Origin of the sequence: Rummeliibacillus sp. POC4, assembly GCF_003576525.1 — a bacterium.
Classification (GTDB): domain Bacteria; phylum Bacillota; class Bacilli; order Bacillales_A; family Planococcaceae; genus Rummeliibacillus.
In genome coordinates, this window is the sequence record NZ_QWUA01000041.1 from 1 (window position 1) to 22,775 (window position 22,775).

33 protein-coding genes are annotated in these 22,775 nt (G+C 36.0%); 31 read left to right on the top strand and 2 right to left on the bottom strand.

Annotated elements, in window-relative coordinates; translation table 11 throughout:
- From D1606_RS11835 to D1606_RS11855, 6 genes are all read left to right on the top strand, one after another.
- A partial coding sequence (locus D1606_RS11835; protein WP_233548093.1) for a hypothetical protein occupies positions 1-261 on the top strand: 261 nt, incomplete at its 5' end.
- A gap of 4 nt (positions 262-265) precedes the next feature.
- Positions 266-481 (top strand): hypothetical protein, encoded by a 216-nt coding sequence (locus tag D1606_RS11840; RefSeq protein ID WP_119416221.1) that lies wholly within the window; start codon positions 266-268, stop codon positions 479-481.
- A gap of 108 nt (positions 482-589) precedes the next feature.
- Positions 590-745: a hypothetical protein gene (locus D1606_RS18770; RefSeq protein ID WP_158582372.1), complete on the top strand. Its 156-nt coding sequence runs from the start codon at positions 590-592 to the stop codon at positions 743-745.
- Positions 745-927 carry a hypothetical protein gene (locus D1606_RS11845; RefSeq protein ID WP_119416222.1) on the top strand — a complete coding sequence of 61 codons (183 nt, stop codon included), beginning with the start codon at positions 745-747 and terminating at the stop codon, positions 925-927. The genes D1606_RS18770 and D1606_RS11845 overlap by 1 nt, the downstream gene beginning before the upstream one ends.
- Before the next feature lie 153 nt (positions 928-1,080).
- Positions 1,081-1,353, top strand: a complete 273-nt coding sequence (locus D1606_RS11850) for a hypothetical protein (RefSeq protein ID WP_119416223.1) — start codon at positions 1,081-1,083, stop codon at positions 1,351-1,353.
- Position 1,354: 1 nt separating this feature from the next.
- Complete coding sequence (locus tag D1606_RS11855) at positions 1,355-1,549, top strand: DUF3954 domain-containing protein (protein ID WP_233548094.1); 195 nt, start codon at positions 1,355-1,357, stop codon at positions 1,547-1,549.
- An 85-nt stretch (positions 1,550-1,634) separates the two neighbouring features.
- On the opposite strand, the gene D1606_RS11860 is transcribed toward D1606_RS11855, so the two are convergent.
- Positions 1,635-2,366, bottom strand: coding sequence for a hypothetical protein (locus tag D1606_RS11860; RefSeq protein ID WP_119416224.1), 732 nt, complete (start codon positions 2,364-2,366; stop codon positions 1,635-1,637).
- 384 nt (positions 2,367-2,750) lie between these two features.
- On the opposite strand from D1606_RS11860, the gene D1606_RS18970 reads away from it, so the two are divergent.
- The 21 genes from D1606_RS18970 to D1606_RS11960 all read left to right on the top strand — a co-directional run bounded on the left by D1606_RS18970 (position 2,751) and on the right by D1606_RS11960 (position 19,778).
- Entirely contained in the window at positions 2,751-2,906 is a 156-nt protein-coding gene (locus D1606_RS18970; protein WP_199670745.1) for a hypothetical protein, read from the top strand.
- Between the two features lie 13 nt (positions 2,907-2,919).
- Positions 2,920-3,399 (top strand): sigma-70 family RNA polymerase sigma factor, encoded by a 480-nt coding sequence (locus D1606_RS11865; protein ID WP_119416225.1) that lies wholly within the window; start codon positions 2,920-2,922, stop codon positions 3,397-3,399.
- Positions 3,400-3,791: 392 nt separating this feature from the next.
- The gene (locus tag D1606_RS11870; protein WP_119416226.1) at positions 3,792-4,241 is read left to right on the top strand and encodes a hypothetical protein; all 450 of its coding nucleotides are present in this window, start codon (positions 3,792-3,794) and stop codon (positions 4,239-4,241) included.
- Positions 4,242-4,402: 161 nt separating this feature from the next.
- Entirely contained in the window at positions 4,403-4,837 is a 435-nt protein-coding gene (locus D1606_RS11875) for a DUF1064 domain-containing protein (RefSeq protein WP_119416227.1), read from the top strand.
- A gap of 16 nt (positions 4,838-4,853) precedes the next feature.
- Positions 4,854-5,663 carry a phage terminase small subunit gene (terS, locus tag D1606_RS11880; RefSeq protein ID WP_119416228.1) on the top strand — a complete coding sequence of 270 codons (810 nt, stop codon included), beginning with the start codon at positions 4,854-4,856 and terminating at the stop codon, positions 5,661-5,663.
- Entirely contained in the window at positions 5,653-6,930 is a 1,278-nt protein-coding gene (locus tag D1606_RS11885) for a PBSX family phage terminase large subunit (RefSeq protein WP_119416229.1), read from the top strand. Before terS ends, D1606_RS11885 begins: the two co-directional genes overlap by 11 nt.
- A 12-nt stretch (positions 6,931-6,942) precedes the next feature.
- Positions 6,943-8,370: a phage portal protein gene (locus tag D1606_RS11890; RefSeq protein WP_119416230.1), complete on the top strand. Its 1,428-nt coding sequence runs from the start codon at positions 6,943-6,945 to the stop codon at positions 8,368-8,370.
- Complete coding sequence (locus D1606_RS11895; RefSeq protein WP_119416231.1) at positions 8,367-9,377, top strand: phage minor head protein; 1,011 nt, start codon at positions 8,367-8,369, stop codon at positions 9,375-9,377. The genes D1606_RS11890 and D1606_RS11895 overlap by 4 nt, the downstream gene beginning before the upstream one ends.
- 200 nt (positions 9,378-9,577) lie before the next feature.
- Positions 9,578-10,189 carry a phage scaffolding protein gene (locus D1606_RS11900; protein ID WP_119416232.1) on the top strand — a complete coding sequence of 204 codons (612 nt, stop codon included), beginning with the start codon at positions 9,578-9,580 and terminating at the stop codon, positions 10,187-10,189.
- Positions 10,190-10,203: 14 nt separating this feature from the next.
- Complete coding sequence (locus D1606_RS11905) at positions 10,204-11,175, top strand: major capsid protein (RefSeq protein WP_119416233.1); 972 nt, start codon at positions 10,204-10,206, stop codon at positions 11,173-11,175.
- A gap of 80 nt (positions 11,176-11,255) precedes the next feature.
- Positions 11,256-11,471 (top strand): hypothetical protein, encoded by a 216-nt coding sequence (locus tag D1606_RS11910; protein ID WP_147414495.1) that lies wholly within the window; start codon positions 11,256-11,258, stop codon positions 11,469-11,471.
- A complete protein-coding gene (locus tag D1606_RS11915; RefSeq protein ID WP_119416235.1) occupies positions 11,455-11,766 on the top strand; it encodes a head-tail connector protein in 312 nt (103 codons plus the stop codon). The genes D1606_RS11910 and D1606_RS11915 overlap by 17 nt, the downstream gene beginning before the upstream one ends.
- A 1-nt stretch (position 11,767) precedes the next feature.
- A complete protein-coding gene (locus D1606_RS11920) occupies positions 11,768-12,091 on the top strand; it encodes a phage head closure protein (protein ID WP_119416236.1) in 324 nt (107 codons plus the stop codon).
- 2 nt (positions 12,092-12,093) lie between these two features.
- Positions 12,094-12,513, top strand: coding sequence for an HK97-gp10 family putative phage morphogenesis protein (locus tag D1606_RS11925; RefSeq protein ID WP_119416237.1), 420 nt, complete (start codon positions 12,094-12,096; stop codon positions 12,511-12,513).
- Between the two features lie 4 nt (positions 12,514-12,517).
- A complete protein-coding gene (locus tag D1606_RS11930; protein ID WP_119416238.1) occupies positions 12,518-12,952 on the top strand; it encodes a DUF3168 domain-containing protein in 435 nt (144 codons plus the stop codon).
- A gap of 1 nt (position 12,953) precedes the next feature.
- Positions 12,954-13,484 carry a phage major tail protein, TP901-1 family gene (locus tag D1606_RS11935; protein ID WP_119416239.1) on the top strand — a complete coding sequence of 177 codons (531 nt, stop codon included), beginning with the start codon at positions 12,954-12,956 and terminating at the stop codon, positions 13,482-13,484.
- Between the two features lie 59 nt (positions 13,485-13,543).
- The gene (locus D1606_RS11940; RefSeq protein ID WP_119416240.1) at positions 13,544-13,999 is read left to right on the top strand and encodes a tail assembly chaperone; all 456 of its coding nucleotides are present in this window, start codon (positions 13,544-13,546) and stop codon (positions 13,997-13,999) included.
- A 35-nt stretch (positions 14,000-14,034) separates the two neighbouring features.
- The gene (locus D1606_RS11945) at positions 14,035-14,325 is read left to right on the top strand and encodes a hypothetical protein (protein WP_147414497.1); all 291 of its coding nucleotides are present in this window, start codon (positions 14,035-14,037) and stop codon (positions 14,323-14,325) included.
- A 3-nt stretch (positions 14,326-14,328) separates the two neighbouring features.
- Entirely contained in the window at positions 14,329-17,262 is a 2,934-nt protein-coding gene (locus D1606_RS11950; RefSeq protein WP_119416242.1) for a phage tail protein, read from the top strand.
- Positions 17,263-17,277: 15 nt separating this feature from the next.
- Positions 17,278-18,126, top strand: coding sequence for a phage distal tail protein (locus tag D1606_RS11955; RefSeq protein ID WP_233548095.1), 849 nt, complete (start codon positions 17,278-17,280; stop codon positions 18,124-18,126).
- A gap of 11 nt (positions 18,127-18,137) precedes the next feature.
- Positions 18,138-19,778 (top strand): peptidase G2 autoproteolytic cleavage domain-containing protein, encoded by a 1,641-nt coding sequence (locus D1606_RS11960; protein ID WP_119416244.1) that lies wholly within the window; start codon positions 18,138-18,140, stop codon positions 19,776-19,778.
- A gap of 236 nt (positions 19,779-20,014) precedes the next feature.
- Here D1606_RS11960 and D1606_RS11965 read toward each other — a convergent pair whose 3' ends face one another.
- Positions 20,015-20,617 carry a hypothetical protein gene (locus tag D1606_RS11965; RefSeq protein ID WP_119416245.1) on the bottom strand — a complete coding sequence of 201 codons (603 nt, stop codon included), beginning with the start codon at positions 20,615-20,617 and terminating at the stop codon, positions 20,015-20,017.
- Positions 20,618-20,687: 70 nt separating this feature from the next.
- Between D1606_RS11965 and D1606_RS11970 the strand changes: the two genes are divergently transcribed.
- The 4 genes from D1606_RS11970 (at position 20,688) to D1606_RS11985 (ending at position 22,744) form a co-directional block, all read left to right on the top strand.
- On the top strand, positions 20,688-21,851 hold the full coding sequence (locus D1606_RS11970) for a siphovirus ReqiPepy6 Gp37-like family protein (RefSeq protein WP_119416246.1): 1,164 nt from the start codon (positions 20,688-20,690) through the stop codon (positions 21,849-21,851).
- An 81-nt stretch (positions 21,852-21,932) separates the two neighbouring features.
- On the top strand, positions 21,933-22,127 hold the full coding sequence (locus tag D1606_RS11975; RefSeq protein WP_119416247.1) for a hypothetical protein: 195 nt from the start codon (positions 21,933-21,935) through the stop codon (positions 22,125-22,127).
- A gap of 122 nt (positions 22,128-22,249) precedes the next feature.
- Entirely contained in the window at positions 22,250-22,441 is a 192-nt protein-coding gene (locus D1606_RS11980) for a hypothetical protein (RefSeq protein WP_119416248.1), read from the top strand.
- Between the two features lie 57 nt (positions 22,442-22,498).
- A complete protein-coding gene (locus tag D1606_RS11985; protein WP_119416249.1) occupies positions 22,499-22,744 on the top strand; it encodes a BhlA/UviB family holin-like peptide in 246 nt (81 codons plus the stop codon).
- Positions 22,745-22,775: the final 31 nt, after the last annotated feature.

The following is a 22,775-nucleotide window of genomic DNA, read 5'->3' on the forward strand; positions in this document are numbered from 1 at the left end:
GCGAAGCAAAGGAGTCACTACATGGTCACTAACAAACATGGCATCATCATTGATGACGGAAAATTCGGAAAAAATAAGTCTGTGAAAGTGAGAGTTCAAAAGAAACAAAGCATTAAACGCTATGACAGATACGTTCAAATGATACACAAATTGGACAAGCATAACTCAGTCGTTACACCGTTTGATAAAGCGTATATCAAGCAACTCAAACGTGAGGGTTACAAGTTAGTTGACGACTTTCAAATTAGATTAGGAGGATAGTAGATTGGTTGATTGGGGTGCAGTTCTAAAACAAACCGAGAAACAAACAGGAAAAAGGCTGCATGAAGGTTTATACGAAATCGCAGAAAAAGAAGAATTGATTTATGTTCTTTTTAAGGATGAAGACGGTTATGTGCACTTTCAATATTGTGATGATCCATTGCAAATCAATCACACAATGACTGAAACACAATTGCGAAAATATCAACGTGTTTGGTGATTAATAAAAGGAGGATAGTAGATTGTCAGGTTTTGATATTTTACTTACAACAACAGTTATAGCAGGATCAATTCTCATGGCAAAGATGGAATTGGAGGGACGGAATAAGTGATATCTAAGTCGAAGCTATCTAAAGAAGAACGCAAAGCCATGGAGGAATACCTAGAGTATATCAATATGACTCGTAAAGGGTATTACAACCATTGGTGTGATGAACATTTGGAGGACGAATATAACAAGTTTGCGAAAGGGAGTGCTTCGTAATGGCTTGGGGAAGAGAAAACAATCGAAAGATAGTTAGATCTTCCACTCCGTATGATGTTGAGCAAAAAATCAAAGCACATCAAAAGCGCGGATGGAGACAAATTAGTAAAATCCAAACGGAATGTAAAAATAGTGGCCTATATGCAGTATTAATGCAATTTGAAAATAAAAAACACGCATGAACTGCTATTCAAACGTGCAAAAACTAACAGGGATAATTTGTGAGACGGTTTCATGGACCGTCTTATCTCCATTTTTAACAATTCGTTATTAGTTTATACGGTCTAAAATCTTAAAAGATTCGCTTTTATAAAAATATTTTTGGAGGGAGAAAGATGTCAGGAAGAGCGAAACAATACATCATGTTTGATATTGATGGAATTGATTTATCCATCACTGAAAATAAAGTTAAAACATTCGACAAAATGTGGAATGAAGGCTGTTCCGTATCTGAAATAGCATTTAAACTCCAACGAAAGAAAAATGAAGTTATGCTACTTGCTCAAGATAGATTTTTGCGTGGAAAGATAAAAGAAAGACCAGGGCAAATGAAAGGAACTAAGCCATGGAAGAATCCATATAACAACAAGATTAGAGTGGAGGCGTAGTATGGGAGAACGACAATTACAAACGGATCCAGATATGATTGCTGAGATTGATTTAAATGAAAATGCTGTGTATGTAGTGTGTCAAGGAAGACTTCAAGCAGTTGATCCACCACCAACTGGATATGGAAGACAAGAGGTTTTTTGGCAAAATGGTGAACCTAAATTAGCAGAAATCTCATATAAACAAAAATTTTAAAGATAAGAAAAAGAACTCATTTATAAAATATGAGTTCTTTTATTCTTGTTCTAAACACCTATTTAATATAAATGTAATTTTTTGTTTAATAATATGTATTACCTTTTACACTTGCGCTATCTTTACCAACATAAAGCGAAACGCTTCTTGTAAGAGTACCATATGATCCACCTAAGAACATATAAACTGAATAGCGAGCTTGTGCTTTACCATTTGCATTTTCGGTACGTTTAATAATACGAACTAAAGGGTCTGAAACAGTACCTGCGCTTAGCCAAGTACCTTCATTACCTACCCAAGTGATTTTATCGTAACCACCATTTATCATTTCATAATTTGCATGGAAATATATTTTCCATACTCCAGGATTTGAATAGTAGACTTTTTTATTCTTACAAACACTGTATCCTGATCCTGAAGTACAAGAACCACCACTTATACCAGTGCCAAAAGTAGTGATTAGTGGATTTGTGGTGTTATTGCTAAAATTAGCATACTCTATCCCTTTAGTAATGATAGATCCATCTGGGAATGTTAAAGTTTGTTGCTCACTACCATCTGGATTTTTTATTGTTTGAGTATCAATAGCTTTACTTTCATCTAAAATCATAGAATCTAATAATTTACCATCTGCCATTTTATTTTTTAATTTTTCGGCAGTATCCTCAGTTACACCCTCTTTTATTAATTCAATTTTCATATTTTCTAACTCACTTTCCGTCATCAACTGTTCATTTTTAGTTTCAGCTGATGATTTTATAGGAGATAGTCCAATCATTATTCCTAAAATTAATAAAAATGAAAAAATTTTCTTCAAAGCTAAGCACTCCTTAATTCTTTTTTTTATTGTTTTTCAAGAAATAGAACAGTGAAAGTAAAATTAAAATGGGTATACCAAATACTAATATTTGAACAATATAATCCCCGATATGCAATGTGACACCTCCGAACACCTAAAATTTAACAACATTACTATTATACATCTTCTTTGTTTTTTGTGTACTGTAAAAATAAAAAATACAATATTTTATACTTAATAAAGAAAATATAAAAAGTTTTATTGTATATTCAATGGCTAGTATGCTAAAATTTTTATAATTAAAATGGAAATGCTTACTGGAACAACCGGGGGCACTGAATTTACGCAATAACTGCGTTTATTTGGTGCTCCTTTTTATTTTCCTAAAAGGGTGGTAGTTATATGGATGCGATTAAGTGGGTATCTAGTGAAAAGAAAACAGCTAAGAACATGCATAAGAAACCAACTGAAAATCTAACTAAAGAGGAAATAGAAGAACTGATGGGCGTGTATAGACCACGGTATGAAAAACGTGGTGGAGCTTTTAGACAAAAATAGAGGAGTGAAAATTATGCAACTTGCAGATACAACAAACAAAGTCAATGAAATGATTAAAGATTATATGATGATGAAAAGAGAAGTTGCGAGATTAGAAAAAATCATTTTTGGTTATACCATTCCGATGGATAACTGGGGAGTAGCACAATACGGTATCGAGGCAGCTATGCCGAAAGGTTCAAGTGGTAAGAGCCAAGCTGAATTAAAACAAATGGACCTGAGAGAACGTAGACAACACAATAGATTATTAGTTCTACGTGCCAAAGTAACAATTCTAGAAAGTTATACCGACAGTTTTTCAGATTTACCAACAAATATTATCTATGATCGCTTACTTGATGGATGGACATACAGAGCAATCGCTGAAGAATTAAACGTAAGTGTTACTTATGTAAAAGACCGTAAACATCATATTATTGATGTAATTGTCAGCGCACAGAAAGCACAAAACGCACAAAACGCACAAAAAGACCATTTTTTGCAAGCACAATAATTCAACCTGTATACTATGAGGCAGGTGCGGGGCGTAGAAGTTTCCTGGTAGAAGAATACCTTCGGCATTCCTAAAAATGTTTGAAAGTATTCTTTAAAAGGTTTCAACTAACCGACCAACCAACCCAAGGAGATATTTTCTGTTGGTTATACTCCGATAAAATGGAGTACATCTGATATAAGCGAATGATACGAAGCATAGAGAATCCAAAACGTGATGTAGGCTTGGCAGTATTGTTCGTTTATATGAGATGCAAAGCCAAATGGTGAAGTATATCTCGACTTGGAAATCCCCTTTATTGGACATCTTTATGGTGTCCTTTTTGATTTTCATCAAAAATATATTAAATACATGACATCCTACTAGACTTATAATTTAGTGGGAGGTTAATTATGAAACTGAATTTAAAAGATATCTTATTAATTATTTTGATAGCAATTATAGGAATGCTTGCTACTTTTAAGATTGTTGACTTAATGTTTTTAAAAGATAAAAACAATGAAATAGCTGTAATAGGATTCTTAGGTACTATTATTAGTGGAGTTTTATCTGGTGCTATTACTCTAATCGGTGTAAAAATGACAATAGAAGATAATAGAAGAAAAGAACAAATGGAGAAAATTTCTATCCATTTAGAAGAATTAGAAGAAATTAATGGAATTATAACGAAAATACTTTCTCAAACATACAAACATTTTGATAACAAAGTAAACCTAAGAGTTGTAGCTACAAATTTATATAATGAAATAAAAGATTATAAGCTTTTACTAAAATCAATAAGCATTGATTATGAGATTTATTTAACAATTAGAGATATTAGGGAATATGCTGAAAGGTATTAATTCAACGGAAAATGATGATAATGATGGATACAAAAATATAATAGAATCGTTGTATAAAAGTCTACTGAAGATAGAAAGTAAGCAAAATAAATTACTTGAGTACTTTAAATAGAAAAGCATCCTTCTGGGTGCTTTTTATTTTGCAGAAATGAGGTGTTGAAATGGCTCGTAATAAATACAAAAACAAACAAGTTGAGGTCGATGGTATTATTTTTGATTCAGCATTAGAAAGTAAATATTATTTGCATCTGAAACAATTGCAGGAACAAGGTATCGTGGAATCGTTTGAAATGCAAAAAACGTATTTATTACTAGAGGGCTATTCTATTGCCGGAAAGAAACGACAGCCTATAAAGTTTACTCCTGATTTCATTGTTCATTTAAAGGATGGTACCACAAGAGTGATTGATGTCAAAGGTAGCGAGAGAGCGATATCACGAGATTTCCCATTACGAAAGAAAATGTTCGAGTGTCGTTATCAAATACCTTTAGATGTAATCATGTGGTCCAATATTGATGGTGGATGGATTGAATACGAGAACTTAAAGAAAGCTCGTAAACTTAGAAAGAAGGAAAAAGAAACTTCTAAGAAATGAGGTGGTGATATGACTAATGCCAAGAGCACGCGATCCGAATCGGGATAAAGCAAAAGAATTGTATTTAGAATCAGATGGAAAGATGTTATTGAAAGATATAGCAGAACAACTAGGTAAGTCTGATTCACAGATACGAAAGTGGAAGAATCAAGATAAATGGGATAACCATTTGAAAGGTAACGTTACTAATCAATCGAAAGGTAACGTTACTAAACGGAAAGGACATAAAAATGTTGATGAACAAAAGGGTGAGAAGAAGAAAGCACCCTACCGCAGCAACCCTAAGAATCAATTCACGAAACGGAATGAAGCTTCGGTTAAACATGGTTTCTATCGTAAGTGGCTACCACAAGACATGCTAGAAATTATTGAGGACACCAAAGGTATGACACTAGCTGACCGTTTGTGGTTTCAAATCGAAACGAAATTCGCTTCACTTATCCAACTGCATAAAATTATGTTTGTTGAGAACCGCGATGATACTCTAAATGAAATTGACATGGTTTCTGATGGTGAAGATGGCGGCATGGAACGTCGTAAAGTTGTTTATGCATTTGAACAATACGCTGAATATGTAAAAACAGAAGCAAGACTAACATCTGAATGGCGTAACGTTGTAAAACAATTCTTAGAGTTATCAGATGAATACGATGAACGCCGAATGAAGCTTGAGCAAATGCAGCTAAATATCGATAAGACGAAAACTGAAATTGAACGAAACCAAATTGCTATCCGTAAAGAAAACGGTGAAGAGCAAGAAGAGTTTGAAGATGATGGTTTCATGGATGCTCTAAAGGGCGTTGAGGTGAATTGGGATGAAGATTAAAAAGAAACGTCCTGCATTATTCAAATTCAAGCCTTTCAGTAAGAAACAATTGAAGGTCCTTAAATGGTGGCAAGATGATTCACCACATAAGGATAAAGATGGTATCATTTGTGATGGTTCAATTCGTGCTGGTAAAACAGTAGTGATGTCCTTATCATTCGTTATGTGGGGTATGGAAACATTCGAAGAAGAAAACTTAGGAATGGCCGGTAAAACAATTGGCTCATTCCGTCGTAACGTTTTTAAACCACTTAAACGAATGCTACAAAGCCGAGGATATAAAGTAAAAGAATATCGTTCAGAAAACATGTTCACCGTCACTAAAAATGGACGGATGAACTTTTTTTATATTTTCGGTGGTAAAGATGAATCTAGCCAAGACCTCATCCAAGGTATTACATTAGCTGGCATGTTCTTTGACGAGGTAGCATTGATGCCTCAATCATTCGTCAATCAAGCAACTGCACGATGTTCTGTTGATGGTGCAAAGTTTTGGTTCAACTGTAACCCAGAAGGACCATATCATTGGTTTAAACTTGAATACCTAGATCAACTAGAAGAAAAACGGATGCTTCATTTGCATTTCACAATGGATGATAACCTTTCATTATCTCAACGTATCAAAGAACGATATAAACGAATGTATACAGGAGTATTCTATCAACGGTTTATCCTTGGGTTATGGGTACTTGCTGAGGGCATTATTTATGACATGTTTAATCAAGAAAAGCATGTCGTTGAAACTATTGAAAGAGATTACTCCAAATACTATGTAAGTATCGACTATGGTACTCAGAACCCTACAACATTTGGTTTGTGGGGCTATTTTGATGGCGTTTGGTACAAGACAAAAGAGTATCACTATGATGGCCGTAAGAAGGCAAAGCAAAAGACAGACCAAGAGTATTACGAGGACTTAGTTGAGTTCATTGGCAATGTGAAAGTGTTTAAAGGGGTTATCGTTGACCCTTCTGCAGCATCATTTATTGCTGTATTAAAGAAAAATGGTTTACATGTCATTAAAGCTAAAAATGATGTCCTAGATGGAATTCGTAAGGTAGCAACTGCATTAAATAATGGATTAATCCTTTACAACGATTGCTGCAAAGAAACATTCCGAGAGTTTTCTTCTTACATATGGGATGAAAAGGCTGCAGAGCGTGGCGAGGATAAACCGGTAAAACAAAATGACCACCAAATGGACGGTGACAGATATTTTGTAAATACAGTAGTCATGAAGAAACGTGGCTTATCAGTATTGAAGTAAGGAGGTGTTACAGTGCATTGGTTACTAGGTAGAACACAAACGGATGAATTTATTGATATTATCAACAATAACAAGCCAAAAGTTATTGATATGGTTAAAGAACTATATACTACGTTCAATCCTTCTCAATTCCTTGAAGGTGTTCGATATTATTTCAATGAGAACGACATCACGAATAAACAAGTGTATGTTTATGATGAAAATGGAAATAAGGTCTTAGATGCAGATGCAACAAGTGAAGCGTCAAAAATACCATCGGGCTTTCACAAGATATTAGTTGACCAAAAGGTTGGCTATCTTGCTGGGGAGCCTCTTTCTTTTGGTTCGAAAAGCGATGACAAAAAGGCACTAGAACTTATCGAGGAATTAATCGGCGAAGAGTTTGAAGATACATTGCCTGAACTAATACTGAATGCTTCAAACAAAGGCAAGGAATGGCTTCATGTTTATGTAGATGAAGATGGTGAATTTCAACATACTATAATTCCTGCAGAAGAATTTATTCCAATCTATGACACTAAACACAAAGATAAATTACTTGCAGGTATTCGATTCTATAAGGTTAGTGAAAATACAATTAAATTGGAATTATGGACTCCAGATGATGTTACTTATTATGAAATGATTAATGGTGAGATATTTATCGATGTAACTGAAGATGTCAATCCAGCACCACATTTTTATCAAGGAAATGAAGGCGTGAGTTGGGGAGATGTACCGTTTATTGAATTTAAAAACAATGAATTCGGTGTTTCTGATTTAATCTTCTACAAAAAGCAAATTGACGGATATGACAACTTAGTAAGTACAACTCAAGATACTTTAGAAGATATTCAAGCTTTGATCTATGTTTTGAAAGGTTATGAAGGTGAAAATCTTCAAGAATTCAAAACTATGTTGAAACGGTATAGAGCGATTAAAGTTGAGGCGGAAGAAGGCTCTGGTGTTGACACTCTAAGTGGTGATGTTCCTGTCGAAGCCTATAAAACTCAACGTGACACTTACATCACTGATATTTATTCATTTGGCCAAGGTGTAAATCCTTCACCTGATATCATCGGAGATGCTCCAAGTGGAGTAGCATTACAAAACCTATATTCATTGCTAGATATTAAAGCTTCTATGCTTGAACGCAAATTCACAAAGGCTTTACGAAAATTCATGTGGTTTATTGCAGAATATGCACAGTTGAGTAAAAAAGGTGATTTCAATTATCGTGACATTACATTCACTTTCAACAAGATGATTTTAGTGAATGAATCTGAAATTGTTGATATGGCACAAAAAAGTCAGAATGTCATATCTCAAACTACTATTTTAGAAAATCATCCTTGGGTTAAAGATGTAGCACTCGAACAGCGAAGATTAAAAGATGAACAAGATGCTTATAGCGATAGATTAGGAGGATTAGAGGATGATGAAGTAGGTAATGAACCATGAATCAACAAGAAATCAAACAAGAAATAGAAAAGCTTATTCAGCGTGCTGAAACAGATATTGAATTAGTTTTTTCTTTACGTTTACAGAGCATTTTAGATGAGTTGAATAAAATGTATGCGAAGTTCGTAAAAAGCGATGAGACAAGCTATACAGACTTAAACAAGTATAATCGTTTATCCAAGGAACTAGACAAAATTGCAAAAGAAATTACTGAAGATTATAAGAACATTGTTAACATGATAGTCGAAATGAATGAAAATATATATGTCGAGAATTACTTGAAAATGGCATATCTATTTGAAGTGTTCACCAGTACGGAAATGGGCTTTGCGCCTCCTGCTAAAGAATTGATTCAAACGACTTTAACAAATACAATTAAGTATCTAACTTTACCATCAATATTAGAAAAACATCGAAATGAGATTGTACGAAGATTAAATATCGAAATCTCACAATCACTAATTGCCGGTGAAGGCTACTGGAAAATGGCTAAGAGAATTGAAAATGCAGTCAACTTCAGTAAGAAAAAGGCTAGGGCTGTTGCAAGAACTGAGGGAGGACGTTCCTTATCGCTTTCAGATGAACAAGTTTTTGAACAGGCTAGTAAATATGCAACTGTCACGAAAGTTTGGATGTCAGCACTAGATAATGATGTTAGAAGTGCTCATAGGAAATTAGATGGTGATAAGGCAGATAAAGATGGTTACTTCCACTATGATGGTTTGAAAGCCAAAGGGCCACATCAATGGCATGTTGCTAAGATGGATATAAATTGTCGTTGTATCGTGATTTATCTTGTTAATGGTATGTTGCCAGAGGTTCGTCGTGGTAGAGATTATCGAGATGCTAATTATCAACAAAAGCTTGCTGATTGCATTGATAAATACATGGAACAAGGTCTTACTTACGCTAAAGCTCTTAAGAAGGCACAAAAAGAAGTTAAACCGCCGAATGTTGTTGTTCCATTCCAAACATATGGAGAGTGGGAGAAGAAATTTGTTGCATAGAAAGGAGAAGAAGATGCAAATATTATTTGAACATCCATATTGGACTTTAATTTTTATTTGTGCAATTGGCTGTTGGTTGGTGGAAACAATATCTAATTCTGAAAATAAATAATATTCGTCTTTAAGCACTAGACGTTAAACAGGCTTTTTTATTATGCCTACGTGTCGTTGCACGTAAAAAACGAATAGGAGGAAGAAAGATGAACAAAGAAGCACTTATTGCATTAGGTTTAACTGAAGAGCAAGCAGATAAAGTAATTGCAGGGTTTGGCCAAATGGTACCCAAAAGCCGATTGGATGACAAAATCCAAGAGGTGAAGGACTTGCAAAAACAAATTACTGATCGTGATACACAGCTTGCAGATTTAAAAACAAAGGCAGCAGGTAACGAAGAGTTGCAAAAACAAATTCAAACTTTGCAAGACCAAAACAAAACAACTGTTGCTGAATACGAAGAAAAGCTTCAAAAGAAGGATTTTGATTACAAACTCGAAAGTGCACTTCGAGATGCGAAATCGAAGAATCCAAAAGCAGTCAAAGCGTTGTTGAATATTGACTCTATCAAACTTGATGGAGAAACGCTTCTAGGCCTTGAAGATCAATTAAAAGTATTAAAAGAATCAGATGCTTATTTGTTTGAATCTGAAAAACTTGGTGGTAAAACACCACCTGCAGGAAATCCGTATCTACCAGGTGGCTACAGCAAACCGAATCCTTTTGCGAAGGACACGTTTAATTTAACGGAACAAGGGATTTTATTACGTGACAATCCCGATTTATACAACCAATTAAAAGCTCTAGCTGGGCAATAGGAGGAATGTAAGATATGACTACACGAATTGGTGATATTATCCAACCAGAAGTATTTACAAACTATGTAACACAACGAACTATGGAGTTATCAAACGTATTAAATAGTGGTATCGCAACAAATGATGCTGAATTCAATACTTTAGCAAGTGGTCCTAACACCCTTGTTAATATGCCATACTTCAATGATCTTACTGGTGACTCAGAAGTAATGTCAGATGATGGCTCATTAACACCAGGAAAAATTGGTACTAGTAAAGATGTAGCACGAAAACAAGGACGTGCCAAAGCTTGGGGAGCAAATGGTTTATCTGCATTACTTTCTGGTGCTGATCCAATGGGAGCCATCGGTAACCTTGTGACAAACTACTGGGCACGTGACCGCCAAAAAGTGTTACTTTCAACACTTAAAGGTGTCTTCGCTTCAACATCAATGGCTAAAAAAATCCATGATATTTCAGCTGAAACTGGTGCAGATGCATTATTCACTGCAAATAGTTTCTTGGATGCAGTTCAAATCATGGGTGATGCAAAAGATTCTTTAGCAGCTATTACCATGCACTCAGCAGTTGAAACGTATCTTGCTAAGTTACAATTAATCGAATATGTACAGCCAGCAGGTCAATCAGTTCGTATACCTTACTTCATGGGTAAAAGAGTTATTGTTGATGATGGTATGCCTTATGACACGACAACAGGCACTGCAGAAACATATATTTTTGGTCAAGGTGCATTAGCTTGGGGCAATGGTAAACATCCAAACATCATTGAAACTGAAACAGATCGCGATACTATGGCTTCATCTGGTGAAGACTTCTTAATCAATCGTAATATCTTTATGCTTCATCCACGCGGTGTGAAATGGACCGAATCATCTGTTGCTGGTGACTTCCCAACTAATGCTGAATTAGCTACAGGCACTAACTGGGAACTCGTTTACGAACCAAAAGCAGTACGTATGGTAGATTTTAAATTTAAAATCAAATAATAACAGGGCGCTAAGGCGCTCCATTATTATGAAAGGGTGATTATATGGGGGCTTATACTTTTCGGAGAGCTCGAGAACGTTTGACAGCGAAATTAAAAGAATCTGATACTTACACATATGAGCAATTAGATGCAATGAAAGTTCCTGAAATTAAAGCATTATTGGATTCAAAAGAAATTGAATACAAGTCCAATGATACTAAAAAAGAATTGATTGCTTATTTAGTAGAAGTACCACAAGAAAGTACGCAAGATCCACAACAACCAGATGGTGATGCTAATGTGGATTCCAACTGACCAAGAAGTAAATGAATTAATCTTAATAAATAGCGATATTTCAACACCAGTAAGAATCGAACATTATCGAAAACTTGCACCAATCTATTTAGATTATGCAAACGAGTACTGTAATCAAGCGTTAACTTCAGACATTTCAAATGTGAAGGTGTTTATCGCTAAAGCTATTCAATATTACACTCAAAAGGCTGGCCTCACTGCACGTTCAATGGGTACCGTTAGTTATAGTTATGCAACTGAATTACCTTCTAGTGTTTTAAAGCCATTGAAGCCATTTAAGAAAGTGAGGTGGTAGTATGAATGATGAATTTCCTCATACTGTTGTAATCAAAGAATATGTATCTGGAATAGATGATGGAATGGGTGGAGAAAAACCACCTGATTGGGTTGAAAAGGAAGCAGATTTCGCATGTTTTATCGATACTCCAACAGCTAAAGAAGTATATAACGCCATGCAGTTGAATCATAAGCTAGATCGCTATATGTATTTTCCGTATCGTACAGATATCATGCCAGGTATGAGAGTGATAAACGATGATACTATTTACGAAACAGAAACCAAAGCAGAAGACCAGGGCGGTATGCATGAAATTATGCGAATTGCTTTGAAAGAGGTGTAGTTATGAGTATTACTCGTTTTGGGAGTAAAGAGCTTGAACGAGCACTGAATAAATGGTCTGACAAGATTGAAAAAGAAGTAAAACGTATTATCCACGAAACTGCACTTCTAATACAGAGTGAAGCAAGAGCCCTTGCACCGGAAGACAGTGGTTATTTACGTAAATCTATAACAATTGACTTGTCTAGTGATGGATTAACGGCTCTTATTTCAGTTGGTGCTGATTATGGGATTTATATTGAGTACGGTACCGGTATTTATGCGGTGAATGGAAATGGTCGGAAAGATCCTTGGGTGTTCTATGATGAAAACCATGGGAAATTCGTATTTACTCACGGTATGAGAGCAAAACCGTTTTGGTTTCCGGCTATTGAAGTTGGTAAAAAGTATTACGAAAAAGAAATGAAAAAGTTGGGAAGGTGATTGTATGCCATCACTAGCATTTGCACCAACTCAGCAAGCTGTTTACAGTCGTTTACTTTCAACTGATACTGTAACAAAGCTTGTTAATCAAACAGTTAACGGAAAGCAGTACAAAGGCGTTTATGATTTTGTGCCAGATGATGCACCTTATCCATACATCGTGATAGGTGAGCCAAGAACGGATCCATTTACAGTAAAAAATTCAGATATTGTAGATGTTTTTATTACATTGCATATTTGGAGTAACTATAAAGGTAAGAAAGAAGCTTATGACATTCTAACAGCCTGTCACGAAGCTTTTTTAATTAAGTTAGATATAACTGGTTACACAGTAAATAACACGTCATGGAGTGACGCTCGGGTGTTTGACGACATCGATGGAGTGCTACGACATGGCGTTTTAACATTGAAATTTAATTTAGAGAAGGAGCGTGTATAGAATGACATTGAAAAACGGTAAAGATACGATTCTACTAATTCAAAAAGCGACTGCAGCACTTGGTGAGTCTGCTTTTGTCATTGCACAGCAAACTGACTTAACGCACTCAATCGAAACTGAAATGAGTGACGAAAAAACAAAATTTGGACGTGTGGTGGCACCCGGAACTACATCGGAATCATTTGAAGTTACAGCATATGGTGACTCTGATGATGATGGGCAAGATCTCATCATAGAAGCTATAAAAAACGGAGAGCAAATTAAAGTATGGAAGGTGGATTTACCACATAATGCGAACGGTAAACATAATGCGACATTTGCTTATGGTTACTTTGAATCGGCAGAAGAAAAAGCAGGTACAGAAGGATTTGTAGAACTATCAGGCACAATTCAAGTACTTGGTCAATCACAGAAAGGAGAACTAGATCCATTACCAATTGAAGTTATCGAATTTGGTAAATATGGATTTGAAAAACCTGGTGAAAAGAGCGGAGAATTAGGTAGTACACAAACAGAACAACCTGCAGGCTAATAGGAGGGGGTATCCCTCTCTTTTTTAATACAGAAAACTACTAATTGGAGGAATTGAATATGTCATTACTTTTAACCATTGGAGATAAAGAAGTACAAGGAAAACCATCTTTTGCGTTTTTAAAATTAGCAGATTCTAAATATGGGACATTTCAAGAGAAAACGGGTGAAATGACCGGCGGATTAATGAACATTTTATCAGGCGTTATTGAGGGAGATGTTCAAGCGGCAGCAAAGTATTGGGATTGCGCTACAGCACATTTAAAAGATAAGCCATCAATTGAAAAAATTGAGGAAGCTTTAGAGGCACGTATCGAAGCTGATGAAGATGCAGAGCCATTATTGAAAGAAATTTATCACGAACTGACGAATAGCGGTTTTTTCAAGAAAACGGTCAAAGAGTTCTGGAAGAATCTCGAAATGATGAAGGACTTCGGGAAAACAGAGGAAGAGAAAACCAAAAACAAAACAGCTTACGATCTAATGATGGCGAAGAAAAAAGAAATAGAAGCATAGACTTCGACCAACTCGAGATTGATGCTATTCAGCACTTGAATATCACTGATTTAGATTATCTTTATAGCTTAACTCCAAAAGAATACAACAATCTTATGAAAGGCGCTATGTTACGAGATGTGAAGAATTATGAAGATATGGCGGTACAAGCCATCTTTACAGCTCGAGCACAAAATGAAAAACGAGTGAATGTCAAAAAGCTATTTAATGCGGAAAAAGTTCGTAAACAGATACTAAATAATGAATCTCAAGTTGCTGAAGAGAAAGACTTTACGCTATTCAGAAAAGCGAAAGAGGCAATGAAAAAATATAAGATTGGAGGGTAACAGATGACAGAACGCTTTAACGCCATTGTTGGTGCAAATATCAAAAATTTTCTTGCGAAGATGAGAGAAGTGCATTCGGCACTGCAAAAGACAGCAACTGGTGCGAATGCTGATATTGGTGCAAACGTGAAAGCTTTCAATGCAAAAATGACACTTATACGTCAAAGTTTGCGGAATGTTGAGTACGCAAAGTCTGAAGCTACAGTTAGTGCAGATATTTCACGCTTTAATAGAACAATGGCAGTGTTAAAAGCTAAAATGCTAGCACTTTCTAGTAGTAGTCTTGTAGTTCGTGTCAAAGCTGACTGGAATAATTTCCGTGAAGGTTGGCAAGCAGGTCAAAAAATGATGGGTAAGATTGCTACATCTATACGAAACTTTGGAGAGATAGTTAGTACGTCTTTACAAGGTGCTTTTATTTCAGTGGTACCGGCGATTTCACCAATCATTGCTAACATTGGTGCACTAATCGGCTCACTTGGTCCAGTTATTGGAACAGTTGCGGGAAGTACATTTGCATTAGTCGGTGCATTTGCAGCAGCAGGATCTGCAGCAGTCGCATTTGGTGCAGTAGCAATACCAACCATCAAAAATTTATTTGCTGAAAATGCAAAATTAAATACGGAACAACAGAAAGCCAAGTCAGCTTTTGACAACATGAAGGCTACGTATAATGAATTAGTCAAAGCTACTGAAAAACCAGTTCTAAGTGCTTTTACAAAGGCAATGGATATTACAAAGTCATTGCTTACAACACTTAAACCATTGTTTACGAGTAGTGCTCAAGCAGTAGATAAGTTGATGTCTAGCTTGCAAAAGAATATAGATTCTCCACCAATTCAGAAGTTTTTAAACTACTTGAATACCACTGGAGCCCCAATGCTTACGAGATTTGGACAAGCATTCGGAAATATATTCAAAGGTTTGGCTTCAATGCTTACAGCATTCGCACCACTGTCTGATAGCACATCAAAAGGCTTTCTAGATATGACAAAATCATTTGCAGATTGGGCAGCAGGACTAGATAAGTCTGAAAAATTCAAGTCGTTTATCAGTTATGTTCAAACCAATATGCCGAAGATTAAAGATATTTTTAAAAATGCAATTGTAGGCATAGTGAATACCTTTGCAGCATTTGGTCCAATGGCTTCGGGCATGCTAACCAATTTACAAAGTATGATGTCTAAGTTTAGAGAATGGTCAGCATCTCTTTCTGAGAATCAAGGATTCCAGAAGTTTTGTGATTATGTAGTTCAAACTGCACCGAGTGTTATGTCATTGATAGGAAATCTTACAACGTTCCTAGTCAATCTAGGTGTGGGGATGGCTCCGTTAGGTGCTAAAATCCTTGAACTTGCAAACAGCTTTTTATCTTGGACTAACAACATGATGTCTAGTAATCCAGTCATCGGGCAAGTTATTGCAATTGTTACATCACTGACAGGCGTTATTATGGCGGTATTACCATGGATATTGAGCGTTGGTACTGGTTTTAAATCGGTAGTTCCTTCTATTTCATCATTTGCGCAAGGTTTAATGAGTATTGGGCCAAAAATATCTGTGGTAGCAACAACTGTAATTAATCTTGCTTCAAAAGCACTTCCATGGCTTATTCGAGGATTCGGAATGTTAACAGGTCCAGTAGGTATTGCTATCGCTATTATTACAACTTTGATAAGTGTCGGAGTTATGCTCTACAAAAACTGGGACACAATCAAAGCTTCATTGTCCAGCACCTGGAATAGCATAAAAGCATCTGCAGTTTCAATCTTTACAGCAATAGCTAACTTTTTGAAAAGCTGTTGGGAAGGCGTTAAAAGCTTCACATCGACTGTGTGGAATGGCATAAAATCCACTCTTTCTAGTCTCTGGAATGGATTGAAAAGTTTAGCTTCAAGCTCATTCAATGCTGTGAAAACGACAATACAAACAGTGTGGAATAATGTTAAGAGCGTAACTTCAAGTGTTTGGAATGCTATTAAATCAACACTATCAAACTTGTGGAATGGCATAAAAACACTTGCGACAAGTTCATTTAATAGCATTAAAAGCACAATTCAAAATGTCTGGAATAGTGTTAAAAGCCAAACATCTAGCGTGTGGAATGGAATCAAGAATCTCATTTCATCAATATGGAATGGCATTAAGAGTGTTGTTTCAACTGCAATGAGCAATGTTAAGTCAGTCATTTCAAGCGGTTGGAATACAGCTAAAAGCGTTACATCCACATTAGTTAATGGTATTAAAACAGTAGTATCGAACATTTTTAATACATTTAAAACAGTTGTATCAACAGCTATGAATAAAGTAAAAAGCGCTATTGAAACAGGTTGGAATAAAGCTAAATCCTTCCTTGATGGAATTGATTTAACTAGTATTGGTTCTAACATCATACAAGGCTTGTTAAACGGGATACAGTCAAAAGTCAGAGCGGTTATTGACGCAGTAAGTAATCTCGCTAGTAAAGTGACCAGCACAATTAAAAAAGCAATGGATATTCACTCTCCTTCTCGAGTAACAAAAAAGCTTGGGGAATATACTGGCCAAGGTTATGCTAACGGAATTGTGAGTAAATCAAAAGTTGTCGCAAACTCTGCTAAGTCATTTGTTACGGCAGCAGTGAAAAGTATGAGCAACATGAGATCTAAAGCAGTGTCAACAGCAACTCAGATTGCAGAAGAAATGAAGTCGAGCTTAACCAGTGGATTAGTACAAAATGATGTACTTGGTTACACTGCATCTTCTACAAGTGCTATTAGTAAAGAGCTTAATGTAAAGGTCAAAGTTGAAGTTGATGGAGATAGCGAAAGCAAAGGAAAAGGTGTAGGTGTGGTCAATCAAGAATTACACTTGCACAGTCCTAAAGAGCTGAGTCCATCTGAAAATGCTCGTTTGATGAAAAAACAAGCTCAAAAGTTAGCACAAGAATGGGGGTAGTCATCATTGGAAAAGGTGATATTTACGAATAGTCGTGGAGAGTCCATTGAATTTGGTGACTCTCCTTTTTATTTGCAATACGTTGATGGGTTAGGAGAGGTATCGGCGAACATTCAAACGCAGAAAAGTCCGTATTTAGACGGTTCATCATACTTAGATTCACTCTTAGATGATAGAGAAATTGAGATTGAATTTATTATCAATTACCCGTTTGGAACTTATGAGGATGTATCGAAAGCTCGTACACTTATTAGTCGAGTGTGCAATCCACTGCTAGGGTTGGGTGTGTTACAGTACAAAAATGATCATGTAACACGAAAGATTCTTTGCGTTGCTGAACATGTACCAGTGTATCCAGATAACGGAGGACGAACAAAAGTTTTGCAAAAAGGCAAAATAGCCTTTATTGCCCCCGATCCATTTTGGCTAGATAACGCTACAGAAAATTATAAACTAGAAGATTTTGTAGCACATTTCCATTTCCCTTTTAAATTCCCAGTGCGTTTTGCAAGCCGAGGGGATTCAAAAATACTGGTCAATAACGGTGATGTGCCGACATCTATCAGAGTTACATTCCGAGGTGAGGCTATCAATCCTAAAATCACCAACTTAACAACAGATAAATTTATCAAAGTAAATCGGGAAATCCCGACTGGTTATACGTTAATCATTGATACAGACGAAAGGGAAAGAAAAGTAAAAATTATAGCACCAGATGGCATCGAAGAAAATGCCGTGCATTACATTGATTTAGATTCTGACTTTTTTAAATTGGAAGTCGGAGAGAATAAGTTCTCATTTATCACAGATGGAGGACGTCCAGAGGTTTATGTGGAATATCAAAATAGATATTTAAGCGTTTAGGAGGTTATTACGTGGCAGAACATTTTAGCTTTTTTGACCCCGTGTTAAATGAAGATGGTACTTATGATAGAGAATATAACGCTCAAGAATTTACTGATTACTTTGGCGCACTAGTGACAACAGGTATCATGAAAGGTGTAGGCAATCAGTTAAGTATAAGTGCTGATGGTGCTAGTATGCAGATAAAGTTAAATACCGGCATCGCATTTGTAGAAGCACATTATTATGAAAATGATAGTGTATTAACGCACACTCATGACACGGAAGTTGTGGGAAAAGATAGGATTGATAGAATTGTCATACGGCTTGATTTAAGTACAGAAGCAAGGCATGTAAAATCATTTATTAAAAAAGGTGTAGCAAGTACCAGTCCAGTTGCACCTAGCTTGACACAAACACCTAGCCTATATGAAATATCAGTTGCACAGGTAAAGGTAATTGGTGGGCAGACGTTTATTAGTGCATCTAATGTAATTGATGAACGTGGTAAAGATGTTATTTGTCCTTGGGCTGGAAGTAAGATATTACCTAACTTCAATAACGATACAATGGCATCACATGTTAATAATGCTCTTTTGCATAAGCAAACATATAATGCTATACAAACAGGTACTACTGCGAATGCGGAGGGATCTGGTACCGAAGCACGAGGAGATAGTTCTCACGTCGAAGGGGCCTACTCCGTGGCAGGTGGCACTTGTGCTCATGCAGAAGGTGAGTCTACTATCGCTATGGGTCTATATTCTCATGCTGAGGGTAGCAGCACAACAGCCAATGGAGTCGCTTCTCATGCTGAAGGTTTAGCGACATACGCCGGAGGTAACTACTCACATGCTGGAGGTTACCAATCAAATTCAGCTGGTGGTTATTCATTTGCTCATGGATATGATTGTCGCGCAATGGCAGATCGTGCTTTTGCAGCTGGTTCAAGAGCTATAGCTGGTGCTTTTGGTGCTGCAGCATTAGGTAGATATAACAAACTTATGAATGGATACGGCGATTTGCCAAATACGACAGACGATTTGTTTGTTATAGGTAATGGCACATCTGACACAAGTCTATCTAATTCTCTACGTGTTAATGCAGCAGGGCAAACATTCGGTAAGTCATCATTCAATAGTACTGGAGCTGATTATGCAGAGTATTTTGAATGGTTCGATGGAAATACTGACGGAGAAGAAAGACAAGGATATTTTGTTACGTTAGAGAACGACACAATCCGCAAAGCAACTAGTGCCGACGAATATATACTTGGTATCGTTTCTATAAACCCATCAGTAATCGGGGATAGCTACCAGGATGAATGGGCTTTCCGTTACGTAACCGATGAGTGGGGAAGAATACAGTACAGAACCATAGAAATTCCCGAGAAGCGAGATGAAAACGGTGAATTGATATATCCTGTACGCTATATACAGGAGCCGATAGAAAATCCAGATTGGGACCCTAGTGTAGAATATATACCAAGAGAAAAACGACAAGAGTGGTCGCCTGTGGGTATCGTTGGTAAATTATTAGTTCGTGATGATGGTACATGTGAAGTGAATGGTTTCTGCAAATCAAACGATGATGGTATCGCTACTAAATCTGAAACTGGATATAGAGTTATGAAAAGAGTATCTGAAAACATCGTACAAGTTTTTATTAAATAATGAAGAACAATCAAGCGCTGAATAAGCGTTATTTTTATGCACAAAGAAGGGAAAACACAGTGGACTAAAGCCACTGTGTCAAAGAAGAAATAGTTAAAATTTGTTTCATAATTTTTGTAACATCAATTTTAACTTTTAAATCGATTTTAATATTAATTTCAATCATGCTTATCACCTCATAGCAGTAATCGTTATGAGATTGATAATAGTTGTGAAGAATTTGGATGAACTAGATATTATTGTGTGCAAAACTCTACAAAGCTTTTTCCGAAAGAAGAAATTCTAGTAACAGTATTTATGGGGCTTATTCCAGTTGTTGTAATGGCGTGCTGTTTGGAGACTAAAAACCCTCGCATTTCTAGTCGAGCTTTAGCACCTAGTATAACAGGATTTGATAGGTCTAAATTTGTTGGTTTGTCGTTGTAATACTCCAATAGAACTTTAACTTCAGTGACTGTAATTTCTGCGAGTGCATCTAAGAATATCTGTCTTTCATCATAGTTTGCTTCTATTGTTGCAGTACTTAAAGAATTAATAAAGAATCTTTTAAACATTGATCTTTTTGTATCTGAATGTTCTTTTTCAATGGCATCATTAAGTCTTTCTATTAATGCAATTAAGCACTTCTCGTCATGTTCAGTAACGGGAAGTATTTGCGGTTGCAATTTAGAAATCAGTTCAGACAACTCTTGATAAAAGGATTCAAGTCTTTTAAATCGTTTCTCTTGTTTAGTTCCAAAATACGCAGTAGCTAATGGACCGCCAACATACGGAACCATTTGTAATCCAGATTGAATTGTAATTTCTATTTTTTCTTTTGTCGATAATTTATCATTCATTAAATTTTCACCTCATAATATAATTCGACAAGATTTGAATGAATTCCTTTTTAAAGAAAGCAGGTGCTCCATGTTACCACTAAGAATTATCGACCTAAATTTCAAATTAATCGAGGAAGTCAGTTTATACGAATCTTTGCAACTTACACGAAAACACCATGAAATCGGTGAAATTGAACTGAAAATTAACAGATATGTTAAAGGTGCAGATCAGTTAAGAAAGGACAGAATTATCTTTCCGCATAACCAATTGCATAAGGTTTATCAGATTAAGCACAGAGAAATCGAATTAGATGAAAACGGAAAGGAAACAGAGAACTGGATTATCAAAGCGAAATCATTAAAATCATGGTTATCACAACGTTTGATTCTCCCACCATCGCACACAGCTTATGTTAATAAACAAGGAAAAGCAGAAACGGTTATGAAGTATTTCGTTGATATTTGTGCAGTTAATCCAGTGGATGCAAAGCGAAAAATACTGAATCTGGTTATTTCGCCAGACCTTAAGCGAGGCGATACAATTAGCCGTTCTGCAAGGTTTGATGTCCTTTCGGATGAAATGATTACAATATCACAACTAAGTGGTTTGGGATGGAATATTAGTGTAGACATAAAGAATAAACAGTTTGTCTTTGATGTGGTAGAAGGTGTTAACTGTGTATCAACACAACGAGATAACCCTCCTGTTATTTTTAGTCCAGAGTTCGATAGTCTAAAGAGTATGGGCTATACGGAATCATATCTCGATTACAAAAACATGGCTTACATTGCTGGACAAGGAGAGGGGGTGGATAGGCGTGTAATTACAATTGGTGATACTGCAACAGGATTAGATCGATATGAATTATTCGTTGATGCACGAGATGTAGGGGAGACAAATACTGACGATGAAGGTAATGAAACACCTAGATCACAACAAGAAATCGAAACAGACTTAACAGATCGAGGTAATGAAAAGTTATCTGAACATAGTCAAGAAATCTACATGGAAGGTCAAATCCTCACAAAGTCGCCATTCATTTATGAGCGAGATTGGGATTTAGGTGATATTACTACTCAGCAGAATAAGAACTGGGGTATTACCATGGATGCTCGTATAACCGAAGTAAAAGAAATCTATGAAGCTGGGAATCCAAAGCGTATTGAAGTTGTGTTCGACAAAGATAAGCCGACATTCATGAATCTCATAAAGCGACAGTTCAAAAATATGAATCCGGTAATTAAGCAGTAAGTTGTCAATAATTAGTCAAAAATTTCAAAAGGAAGCACCTTCCTCCTGTCGAAAATAGTAGATAGAAAGGAGGTGTTTTCCTTGAATGAAAGTCAAGTGCTAGAAAGAATTAAAGAAGCTGATGGTAATACGATTGTAATGGGATTTAGTAATGAACAAGATGCACATGAAACTGTTCTATCAGTTGAAAAACTAATGAATGATGACAGAATAACATTAGCTCAATTAACCAGAGATGATAATTACTCCGTAGAAATAAAAGCGCGCGTTAAATAATATGATTGATCAGTGCACATCTGAACAGGATGTGCTTTTTATATAGTGTCAAAAATAGCTGAAATTTATTAAAGGTTAACTCTTCCTTTTATAGAATTTGAATAAGTAAAGGAGGAAATAATATGAATGAAAAAGTAATAGATGATTTTTTGGAAGGATCTGACAAAACAACTGATGGTTCGTATATTGCAGCTTTTTTAGTAACTACAATCGAAATTCTTGAAGAAAAAGGGATTTTAAAAAAAGAAGAATTTCTAGAATTGTTTAAAAACAATATTATTAAAATTGAAGAGGCAAGCAAGGAAATTAAATAAAGATTAGACGCATCTATCCAGGTGCGTTTTTATTATGCAGAAAAGTAGGTGTAGCCAATGGATGTAAAAACAGCAAGCGAAATAGCAACAAACCAAGCAGTGTGGGCGATTTTATGCGTCCTACTAACCATTTATGTAATGCGGCGTTCTGAACAGCGAGAAAATAAACTCATGGCTCATTTAGAACGTTCAAACGAATCCCAAGCAAAAACGGCGACTGCGCTAGAGGGGATAAATAGAAGTTTATCTTCTTTAGAAACTCGTGTGGATCGCATTGAAAAATTTACGGAAAAGGATGATTAAAATGACAACAGAAAAATTAAAACAATATATT